Origin of the sequence: Corallococcus sp. AB045, assembly GCF_003668895.1 — a bacterium.
GTDB classification, from domain to species: domain Bacteria; phylum Myxococcota; class Myxococcia; order Myxococcales; family Myxococcaceae; genus Corallococcus; species Corallococcus coralloides.
In genome coordinates this window covers 21,372-30,885 of sequence record NZ_RAWN01000119.1, presented here as the reverse complement: position 1 = coordinate 30,885, position 9,514 = coordinate 21,372, and the positions used below count along the sequence as shown (strand labels likewise).

The 9,514-nt window shown below is 68.2% G+C and carries 11 protein-coding genes; all 11 read right to left on the bottom strand.

Features of this window, described 5'->3' with window-relative positions:
* Nucleotides 1-41 precede the first annotated feature (41 nt).
* The 11 genes from D7Y21_RS25700 to sucC all read right to left on the bottom strand — a co-directional run bounded on the left by D7Y21_RS25700 (nt 42) and on the right by sucC (nt 9,265).
* On the bottom strand, nt 42-1,952 hold the full coding sequence (locus D7Y21_RS25700) for an ATP-binding protein (RefSeq protein ID WP_121716296.1): 1,911 nt from the start codon (nt 1,950-1,952) through the stop codon (nt 42-44).
* Between the two features lie 101 nt (nt 1,953-2,053).
* Nucleotides 2,054-2,452, bottom strand: coding sequence for a 50S ribosomal protein L19 (gene rplS, locus D7Y21_RS25695; RefSeq protein WP_120525313.1), 399 nt, complete (start codon nt 2,450-2,452; stop codon nt 2,054-2,056).
* A gap of 119 nt (nt 2,453-2,571) precedes the next feature.
* Nucleotides 2,572-3,309, bottom strand: a complete 738-nt coding sequence (gene trmD / locus D7Y21_RS25690; RefSeq protein WP_120566128.1) for a tRNA (guanosine(37)-N1)-methyltransferase TrmD — start codon at nt 3,307-3,309, stop codon at nt 2,572-2,574.
* Nucleotides 3,306-3,857, bottom strand: coding sequence for a ribosome maturation factor RimM (rimM, locus tag D7Y21_RS25685; protein WP_120566129.1), 552 nt, complete (start codon nt 3,855-3,857; stop codon nt 3,306-3,308). Before rimM ends, trmD begins: the two co-directional genes overlap by 4 nt.
* The gene (locus D7Y21_RS25680) at nt 3,854-4,138 is read right to left on the bottom strand and encodes a KH domain-containing protein (protein WP_120576714.1); all 285 of its coding nucleotides are present in this window, start codon (nt 4,136-4,138) and stop codon (nt 3,854-3,856) included. The genes rimM and D7Y21_RS25680 overlap by 4 nt, the downstream gene beginning before the upstream one ends.
* 23 nt (nt 4,139-4,161) lie before the next feature.
* Complete coding sequence (gene rpsP, locus D7Y21_RS25675; RefSeq protein WP_014397299.1) at nt 4,162-4,422, bottom strand: 30S ribosomal protein S16; 261 nt, start codon at nt 4,420-4,422, stop codon at nt 4,162-4,164.
* Nucleotides 4,423-4,525: 103 nt separating this feature from the next.
* Nucleotides 4,526-5,656 carry a 23S rRNA (adenine(2503)-C(2))-methyltransferase RlmN gene (gene rlmN, locus D7Y21_RS25670; protein WP_121716294.1) on the bottom strand — a complete coding sequence of 377 codons (1,131 nt, stop codon included), beginning with the start codon at nt 5,654-5,656 and terminating at the stop codon, nt 4,526-4,528.
* Between the two features lie 88 nt (nt 5,657-5,744).
* Nucleotides 5,745-6,560 carry a siderophore-interacting protein gene (locus D7Y21_RS25665; RefSeq protein ID WP_121716292.1) on the bottom strand — a complete coding sequence of 272 codons (816 nt, stop codon included), beginning with the start codon at nt 6,558-6,560 and terminating at the stop codon, nt 5,745-5,747.
* A 150-nt stretch (nt 6,561-6,710) separates the two neighbouring features.
* A complete protein-coding gene (gene ndk, locus D7Y21_RS25660) occupies nt 6,711-7,133 on the bottom strand; it encodes a nucleoside-diphosphate kinase (RefSeq protein ID WP_120566133.1) in 423 nt (140 codons plus the stop codon).
* A gap of 42 nt (nt 7,134-7,175) precedes the next feature.
* Nucleotides 7,176-8,072, bottom strand: a complete 897-nt coding sequence (gene sucD, locus D7Y21_RS25655; protein ID WP_120566134.1) for a succinate--CoA ligase subunit alpha — start codon at nt 8,070-8,072, stop codon at nt 7,176-7,178.
* 32 nt (nt 8,073-8,104) lie between these two features.
* A complete protein-coding gene (gene sucC, locus D7Y21_RS25650; protein WP_120566135.1) occupies nt 8,105-9,265 on the bottom strand; it encodes an ADP-forming succinate--CoA ligase subunit beta in 1,161 nt (386 codons plus the stop codon).
* Between the last annotated feature and the right edge of the window lie 249 nt (nt 9,266-9,514).

The window sequence follows — 9,514 nt, the reverse complement described above, 5'->3', positions numbered from 1 at the left end:
GTTAACGTCTAGCCGCCGCCCCTCGTGCTTCTTCGCGGCGGCTAGACGTTAACGGTGCCGTCCGACATCTGGCCGAAGCCGGGGTGGGCGGTGACGTGCAGCACCTGCGTGAGCGTGCCCAGGTGCTTGAGCATGCGGGCGACGAGGGGCAGCTTCGCCTCGTCCATGCCCGTCAGCACGTCATCCAGGAGGAAGGGGCGCTTCACCCGGGCGCACGTCTTCTCCACCACCGTCAGGCGCAGCGCCAGATAGTAGAGGTCGATGTCCTTCGGGGACAGATCTCCCACCGGGATGCGGCTGTTCTGCGCGAGCAGGAAGGCGTTGCCCTCGCGGTCCCACTCCACGCCCTGGTAGCGCTTGTCCGTGAGCGCGGTGAGGTACTGCACGCAGCGGTCCTTCAGGAGCGCCTGCACCGACAGCATGTCGAGCGTGAGCACGTCCGCGGCCTGCGACAGCACCAGGGGGGACGGGTCCTCCAGCGGATCCACCGGTGCCGGCGTCTGGCCGGGGGCCGCGACCACCTGCACCGGGGGCGCCTTCGCCAGCGCGATGGACTCCTTCAGCCGGGACAGCTCCCGCTCCACCTCGCGCAGGTCGCGCACGTAGGTGCCCTTGGCGGTCAGCTCCGCGTTGAGCTCCTCCTGCTGCGCGCGCATCTCCTGCCCATCGCGCAGGGCACCCTGGTACTCGGCGGAGGCCTCGAACTCCTCCAGCTGCGTCTGCAGCTCCCCCAGCCGGATGCCGAGCAGCTCCTTCTGCTCCAGCGCCCCGGGGATCTCCGTGTAGTCCTCCAGGTTCAGGGCCTTGACGGCCATGCGCACGGGCGCGTCCTCGAGCTCGAACTCGTCGAGGATCTTCTTCTGCCGCGCGTCCTTGCGGTTGTCCTTGGAGCCCTTGCGCGTGGCGTGCTGCAGGTCGTCCACGTAGCGCAGCGCCATCAGCGCGGCCGTACCGAAGGCGGGGATGTTGATCAGCGCCAGGTAACGCCACATGGGCTGCGCCGCGGCGATGCCCAGGCCCACGCTCAGGCCCATGAAGAGCACGCCCGCGCCCAGGCCGCCCCAGAAGTAGCGGTTCTTCGTGAGCGGCGGCACCTTCAGCGACGCGTCCTCCAGCTCCGGATCACGGTCCGTCTCCAGCCGCGCCAGCGCCTCGTCCCGCCGGGCCACCGCCTTCGGGTAGCGCTTCACGCGCGTGAGGATGTCCAGCGGCAGGCCCAGCGACTCCGGCGAGGGCGCCGCGCGCCAGGCGGTCTCCGCCGCTGAGATGGCCTCCTTGAGCCCCTCACCGCCCTTGAGTTTCGAGTCCGCCTCGAAGATGAGCGACGCCAGCTCGTCCACCTTGAACTGGAGCTGATCCACCGCCTTCGCGATGACGAGCTCCTTCTCCAGCACCTTCACCTTCGCTTCGGCGGCCGGGACGTCCTCCGCCGGCAGCACCTGGGTGGCGGCCGCCAGCGACGGCGTGGCCCCGGAGGCCTTCGCGCCCGCGGCCGCCGCGGCCTTGGCCATGCTCTTGCGGGGCCGGCGCGACGGCAGCATCACCAGTTGGAGGCAGTACACCTGTTCGAAGGTGGTGCGCGGAGGCAGGCCCGCCTGGCCACGCAGGTACTGGTTGATCTCCGATACGTCCGTGGAGACCAGCTCCGGCTGACTGGTGGCCGGGTTGAGCCGGTGCAGCGATCCAGAGCCGCCCAGCTCGCGCAATATCCGGTACGTCATCCCGTCCTGCCCCACGAACGTCAGCGCGGCCTTGCCGGAGCGCCCCGCCGAGCCCACCAGGCTTGAGTCCCCACCCCGGCCATCCGCGAACAGCAGGGACAGCGCCAGGTTCCCGAGCGGCAACACGTCCGCGGTGGGCGGCTTGAGGATGAGGTACCCGGTCTTCAGCGGGAAGCGTCCGGTGGGAGAGAACCCACGGACGTTCTGGATGGCGACCTCGACGAAGTGCATGGCGCGCGCAGTCTAGCCCGAACGAAAAAAGGAGCGTCCAATGAAGGACGCTCCTTCTCTCACGCGGCCGCGAAGGCCGCGAGAGGGTTTCTGCGGACCTACTAGCCCTGAGCGGCGGCGGCCTTGGCGGCCTTGGCGGCGGCCTTCTCAGGATCCACCTGCACGTCCACGCGCGAGGCCTTGCCCTTCAGCTCGCGGAGGTAGAACAGGCGCTTGCGGTTCACGTCGCCGCGGGTGAGGACCTCGATCTTCTCGTAGCGCGGGCTGTGGATGGGGAAGATGCGCTCCACGCCGACGCCGAAGGACATCTTGCGCACGGTGAAGGTCGCGCGGTTCGTGCCCTTGGTCTTGCGGATGACCACGCCCTCGAAGGCCTGCACGCGCTCCTTCTCGCCTTCCTTGACCTTCCAGTGGACGCGAACGGAATCACCCGTGCGGAACGCGGTGATGTCCTTGCGCAGGAACTTGTTTTCGACGTGCTCGATGAGGCTGCGGCGCATGACGGACTCCAGAAAGCGGAACTTGACGCGTAGGACGCGTGGAAAAGAGCGGGCCGTCCTAGCAGAGAGCGCCGGGACGAACAAGCCTGCAACAAAAGGTTCCGCGAGAACGCGCAGGGTTACAACGCTTCTTCTTCCCTGGCGAGCAGTTTCTGATCCGCTTTGCTGAACACCAGCCGCGCGAACAGGTCCGGCCGCCGCTCCTGCGTGAGCTTGATGGCCTTCCACCGGCGCCACCGGGCAATGCGGGCGTGATCGCCGGACTGGAGGGCAGCAGGCACCTCGGCCCCCCGGAAGACAGGCGGCCGGGTGTAGTGCGGGTGCTCCAGGAGGTTTTCCTCGAAGCTCTCCGCCACGGAGGACGCCTCGTTGCCCAGGACGCCCGGCACCAGCCGCGCCACCGCGTCCACCACCGCCATGGCCGCCACTTCGCCGCCAGTGAGGACGAAGTCGCCCAGGGACAGTTCGCCGTCCAGGAAGGGCATCACCCGCTCGTCCACGCCTTCATACCGGCCGCAGACGAGGATCAGCCCGGCCTCGTGCCGCGCCAGCTCCCGCGCCGTGGCCTGCGTGAACGTGGGCCCCCGGGGGCTCATCAGGAGCGCCTTCGCTCCGGGCTGACGGGCCCGGGCTGCTTCGATGGCGGCCACCAGCGGCTCGGGCTTCATCACCATGCCGGCGCCGCCGCCGTAGGGTGCGTCGTCGGTGACGCGGTGCTTGCCCCCGGCGTAGTCGCGCACGTCGGTGAGCGTGACGGAGAGCAGCCCCTTCTCCTGGGCCTTTCCGAGGATGCTCGCGCCCAGGTAGCCGGACACCATCCCGGGGAACAGCGTGAGCAGCTCCACGCGGTAGCTCACCCGCCGTCTCCAGACTCCTCCGGCGGCTCGTCCGCATCCAGGTACTCCGGAGGCCGGATCACGATGCGCCCCGCGGGCACGTCCACCGCCGGCACGAACTCATCCGCGAAGGGCACCACCAGCTCCGGCCGGCCCTTCGCGCGGATCACCAGGTTGGGCACTTCACCGGTGGCCCAGACCTCCTCCACCGTGCCCAGGGAGGCGCCCTGTTCGTCCACGGCGTTCAACCCCACGAGGTCGCCCTGGAAGAACTCGCCCTCCTCGGGCGGCTCCAGGTCCTCGCGGTAGACGAACACCTTCGCGCCCACCAATGCCTCGGCGGCCGTGCGGGACGCCACGCCCTCGAAGAACACCAGATCCTCCTTGTTGGCGGGACGGAAGGTCTCCAGGGCGTACTCGCGCTCTTCGCCAGAGCGCAGGCGCAACCAGACACGCTCGACGGTGCCGAGCGTCTCCGAGGCGGGGTCGAAGCTTCTGACCGCCACCTCGCCGCGCAGCCCGTGCGCACGGGCCACGTAGCCCAACTCCAGACAGGCCTGCGCGCTCACTGCGCGGCGTCCGGAGCGGGCGGCGCCGGGGGAGAACCCGGAGCGCGGCGATCGTCGAGTATCTCCAGGCGGACCTTCTGGCCCTGCTTCTGGGCGGCGGCGTTGATCAGCGTCCGGAGGGCGTTCACGGTGCGCCCATCACGTCCGATGACCTTGCCGACGTCCTCGGGGGCGACCTTCAGCTCATAGAGCCGGCCGCCATCCGCCTCGGAGATGCGCAAAGTGACCTGGTCGGGTTGATCAACCAGGGCCTTCGCCAGATACGTGAGCAGCGGCTCCACGTCTTGTCCAGACGGGGGCGTGCTCAGGCGGTGGTCGCCGGGGCCTGCTTCTTCGCCGTCTTGATCAGGTCCGCGACCGTCTCGGAGGGCAGCGCGCCGCTCTTCAGCCAGTAGTTCAGCCGCTCCTCGTTGAACTGCACCTTCGCGGGGCTGTGGTTGGGGTCGTAGGAACCGACCTGCTCCAGGAACTTGCCGTCACGCGGGCTGCGCGAGTCGGTGGCAACCACGTGGTAATACGGCATCTTCTTGGCGCCCGCGCGGGCAAGACGGAGGACAACGGCCATGGATCGCTCCAGCGAAATCGTGTGACTTCTACGGTAACAGTGCGGAGGGGGGCGCTCTTAGCGCCCTGCCGACTGGATTGTCAAGGAAGCTCGGGTGCTTATGTCACGTCGGGGCTTCCGCGGCCGTCTCGTCGCGATTGGCGAGCTGGCCACAGGCCCCGGCGATGTCCCGGCCCCGGTTCTTCCGGATGTATGCCGCGACGTGCGCCTCGGCAAGGATGGCCCGGAACTCCTCGGCCCGCTGCTCGCCCGTCGTCTGGAACCCCAGGCCGGGGTTCTCGTTGTACGGGATCAGGTTCACCTTCGCGGGAATGTCGCGCAACAGCTCCTTCAGCCGGTGCGCGTCCTCGTCGCTGTCGTTGAATCCTTTGAGCAGCACGTACTCGAAGGTGATGCGGCGGCCCTGGCGCAGGGGGAACTTGCGGCAGGCATCCAGGAGCGCCTGGATGTTCCACTTGCGGTTCACCGGCATCGTCTGGCTGCGCTGCTCGTCCGTGCTGGCGTTGAGCGAGATGGCCAGCTTGACGTCCGTCTCCTGGCCGAAGCGCTCAATCATGGGCACCAGGCCCACGGTGGAGACGGTGATGTGCCGGTGGCTGAAGTTGGGCCCCTCCTCCGACTGGAGGATGGCGAGCGCCGTCTTGAGGTTCTCGAAGTTGTGGAGCGGCTCGCCCATGCCCATGAACACCAGGTTCGTGAGCGGACGGAGCGTCTCCAGGCTCTCGTTGCGGCGCACCTCGCGGTTCACCGCGTGCACCTGGGCGACGATCTCTCCAGCCGTGAGGTTGCGCTTGAGGCCCAGCGTGCCCGTCATGCAGAACGAGCAGGCCATGGCGCAGCCCACCTGCGTGGACACGCAGAGCGTCTTGCGGTCCTCCGCCGGCATGTAGACGGACTCGATGAAGCGCCCGTCGCGCGTCTTGAAGCGGTACTTGATGGTGCCGTCGACGCTGCGCTGCTCCAGGTCCTTCACCAGCGGGACGATCTCCGCCTTGACCCTGAGCTTCTCGCGCAGGGCCTTGGACAGGTCCGTCATCTCGTCGAACGAGGTGGCGCCGCGCTGGTGCAGCCAGCGGTAGAGCTGCGCCGCGCGGAACGGGCGCTCGCCCAGCTGCTCGCTCAGGAACAGCGCGAGCTTCTCGCGCGACAGGCTGGCCACGTCGACCAGCTTGGCGGGGGCCGGCACCGGCAGGGGCTCGGTGACAGGGAGGGCGGTGGCGGTAGGCTCGGACATCGTTCAGTCGGGGCTAACGGAGGGCAATGGGGCGTGCTTCCCACAAGAAGGCACGGCAAGTCAAAGGAGTGCCCGCCCCCTTCCCTGCCTACCCCTTCGAGTCGTGGTGCTCGGCGACGCCGCGCTTCCAGTAGCCCGTCACCCGCATCCAGCTCTTGTTCAGACCGCGCTCGTTCACCAAGTGTTCCCGGATGGGCTTGAGCGACGTGGACTCGCCCGCCACGAACACGAACCCGTCCCCCGCGGGCTGGGTCCAGGCGCGCAGCGCGTCCTCCAGGTGCTTCGTGGAGCCAGCCTCCGCGCCGCCCCGGTGCAGCCAGGTGACCTTCACGTCCGCCTGGCTGACGAGGGGCTGCTCCTCCGCCGCGTCAGCTACCTCGATGAAGGCGAACGCGCGCTTGCCCGCCGGCAGCTCCTCCAGGCGCCGCGCGATGGCCGGCAGCGCGCTCTGGTCCCCCGCGAGCAGGTACCAGTCGAAGTCGTCCGCCACGTCGTGCGTGCTGCGCGGACCGCCAATGCCCATGAAGTCGCCGGGCTTCGTCTGCTGCGCCCACTGGGACGCGGGGCCTTCTCCGTGCAGCACGAAGTCGATGTCCAGCTCCCCGGCCTTCGGGTCGAAGCGCCGCGGCGTGTAGTCGCGCGACGCCGGCTTCTCGAGCCCTTCCGGCATGGACAGGCCGTTGGGCCCCACCACCGGCATGTTCGGCTTCTTCACGCCAGGCTTCGCGAAGAAGCACTTCACGTGGTCATCCGCGCCAGGGGACGTGAAGCCCTCCAGCTCCGGGCCCCCCAGCGTCACGCGCACCATGTGCGGCGACAGCCGCGTCACGCGAAGGACTTCCAGCAACCGCAACTTCACCGGGAACGGCCCACGACGGGCCACGCGCTCCGAATCGCCGCTCATGCGTGCTTCCTTGCCGATTGTGATTTTCATTATCGGTAGCAAGGAGCGTCCGGCAGGGCAACCGGATACGGAGCGCGGAAAAGACGACGGCCCGGGTCCGCGCCTCGTGGGGCGTGGACACCGGGCCGCTGTCACCAGGCTGGAAGCTGCTCAGCCCTGGATCTCGGTCTCGCGGAAGAAGTACGCGATCTCGTTCTTCGCGTTCTCCAGGCTGTCCGAGCCGTGGACCGTGTTCGCGTCGATGCTCTGGGCGAAGTCCGCGCGGATGGTGCCCTTGTCGGCCTTCTTCGGGTCCGTGGCGCCCATCAGGTCGCGGTTCTTCAGGACGGCGTTCTCACCCTCCAGGGCCATCAGGACCACCGGGCCAGAGATCATGAAGGACACCAGGTCCTTGAAGAACGGCCGGGCCTTGTGGACGGCGTAGAAGCCCTCGGCCTCGGTCTGGGACAGCTGCTGCCGGCGGATGGCGACGGGCTTCAGGCCCGCCTTCTCGAACCGGGCGATGATCTCGCCGACGTGGTTGTTCTTCACTCCGTCGGGCTTGATGATGGAAAGCGTGCGCTCGATGGCCATGGTGTTTGGCTCCTCGTGTGTGTGTCGTGTGAAAGGTTCGGCTTAGCGCTTCGGGGGGCCGCGCTTGACGGCCTCCTGCAGCGTGGTGCCCAGCTCGGCGGGGCTGGCGGCCATCAGGATGCCCGCGGCCTCCATCGCCTTGATCTTCTCCGAGGCCGTGCCCTTGCCTCCGGAGATGATGGCGCCCGCGTGGCCCATGCGCTTGCCCGGGGGCGCGGACTGACCGGCGATGAAGCCGGCGATGGGCTTGGTGAACTCGCGCTTGACGTACTCGGCGCCCTCTTCCTCCGCGCTGCCGCCGATCTCACCGATCATGATGACGGCGTCCGTCTCAGGGTCGGCCTGGAAGAGCTTCAGCACGTCCACGAAGTTGGTGCCATTGACGGGGTCGCCGCCGATGCCCACCGCGGTGGACTGGCCCAGGCCCAGCTGCGTCAGCTGGTGCACGGCCTCGTAGGTCAGCGTGCCGGAGCGGGACACCACGCCGATGCGGCCCGGCTTGTGGATGTGGCCCGGCATGATGCCGATCTTGCACTTGGCGCCGGGGGTGATGACACCCGGGCAGTTCGGGCCGATGAGGCGCACGCCCGGCTTGCCCTGCAGGTAGCGCTTGGCGCGTACCATGTCGTTGACCGGGATGCCCTCGGTGATGGTGATGATGAGGGAGATGCCCGCGTCCGCGGCCTCCATGATGGAGTCAGCGGCGAAGGGCGGCGGCACGAAGATGACGGACGTGTTCGCGCCCGCCTGCTTCACCGCGTCGGCCACCGTGTTGAACACGGGGACCTTGCCCTCGAAGGAGGTGCCGCCCTTGCCCGGCGTGACACCGCCCACAATCTTCGTCCCGTACTCCAGCATCTGCTTGGCGTGGAACGAGCCCGCCGAGCCGGTGATGCCCTGGACGAGGACCTTCGTGTTCTCGTTGACGAGGATGCTCATGGCGTTCTTTCAGGAAAGAGGGAGCGAAGGCCCTACTTGATGGCCGCCACGGCCTTCTCGGCCGCCTGGCGCAGGTTGTCCGCGGGGGTGATGGCGAGGCCCGAGTTGCGGAGCAACTCCTTGCCCTGCTCCACGTTGGTGCCTTCCAGGCGAACGATGAGCGGGATCTTCAGCTGCACTTCCTTCGCCGCCGCGATGATGCCGTCCGCGATGACGTCACACTTCATGATGCCGCCGAAGATGTTGACGAGCACCGCCTTGACCTGCGGATCCGCGAGGATGAGCTTGAAGGCCGCCGTCACCTTCTCCTTGCTCGCGCCGCCGCCCACGTCCAGGAAGTTGGCCGGAGCGCCGCCCACCAGCTTGATGGTGTCCATGGTGGCCATGGCCAGACCCGCGCCGTTCACCATGCAGCCGATGTTGCCGTCCAGCGCGATGTAGGCCAGGTCGTACTCCTTGGCCTGCGTCTCGCGGGGCTCCTCCTCCGCCAGGTCGCGGTACTCCAGCAGGTCCTTGTGCCGGTAGAGCGCGTTCTCGTCGAAGGTCACCTTCGCGTCGAGCGCCACCACGCCGCCGCTCTTGCGGATGACCAGCGGGTTGATCTCCACGAGGGACGCGTCCGTCTCCATGTACATCCGGTAGAGCGCGGAGCAGAACTGGACGAACTTGTTCACCGTGGGGCCCGACAGGCCCAGCCCGAAGGCCAGCTCGCGGCCCTGGAAGTCCGCGAAGCCCACCGCGGGGTCCACGACGGCGCGGAGGATCTTCTCCGGGTGCTTCTCCGCCACTTCTTCAATCTCCACGCCGCCCTCGGTGGACGCCATGAAGGTGACGCGGCTGGTGGCGCGGTCGAGCGTCACGCCCAGGTACAGCTCCTGGCCGATGTCGAGACCTTCCTCGATGTAGACCTTGTGGACCTTCTGCCCTTCCGGGCCGGTCTGGATGGTCTTGAGCATCATGCCCAGGATCTGCTGGGTGAGCGCCTTGGCCTCCGCGGGGCTCTTGGCCAGCTTCACGCCGCCGCCCTTGCCGCGGCCACCCGCGTGGATCTGCGCCTTCACGACGACGACAGGCGTGGCGAGCTCCTTCGCCGCGGCCTCGGCCTCATCGGGAGAGAGCGCGAGGATGCCGCGCGGCGTGGGCACGCCATACTTCCGGAAGAGTTCCTTGCCCTGGTACTCGTGGATCTTCATCGAATCTCCGGGTGGGACGAGGGGAGACGAGGACAACCCCTACACGGGGCGTCAACGCGGGCCCTCATTGCGCAGAAAACGACGGATGGCAAGGCCGTTTGGCCTCCAGCGTCGCGACGGGACACAGGCTCCGCCCCTCAGCAATAACACCCGGTGTCCGGGCGAATGAGGCGGCCTTCATCCAAACGGCTACGGCCCCGCCCGGCACCCCAGCGACAGGGGGCGCAGGCACGGGGCCGCGAGCAAGCC

Coding starts and splice junctions, on each gene's coding strand:
- D7Y21_RS25700 (WP_121716296.1), bottom strand. CDS start 1,952: ATGCACTTCGTCGAGGTCGCCATCCAGAACGTCCGTGGGTTCTCTCCC.
- rplS (WP_120525313.1), bottom strand. CDS start 2,452: ATGCGCCGCAGCCTCATCGAGCACGTCGAAAACAAGTTCCTGCGCAAG.
- rpsP (WP_014397299.1), bottom strand. CDS start 4,422: ATGGCCGTTGTCCTCCGTCTTGCCCGCGCGGGCGCCAAGAAGATGCCG.
- rlmN (WP_121716294.1), bottom strand. CDS start 5,656: ATGTCCGAGCCTACCGCCACCGCCCTCCCTGTCACCGAGCCCCTGCCG.
- D7Y21_RS25665 (WP_121716292.1), bottom strand. CDS start 6,560: ATGAGCGGCGATTCGGAGCGCGTGGCCCGTCGTGGGCCGTTCCCGGTG.
- ndk (WP_120566133.1), bottom strand. CDS start 7,133: ATGGCCATCGAGCGCACGCTTTCCATCATCAAGCCCGACGGAGTGAAG.
- sucD (WP_120566134.1), bottom strand. CDS start 8,072: ATGAGCATCCTCGTCAACGAGAACACGAAGGTCCTCGTCCAGGGCATC.
- sucC (WP_120566135.1), bottom strand. CDS start 9,265: ATGAAGATCCACGAGTACCAGGGCAAGGAACTCTTCCGGAAGTATGGC.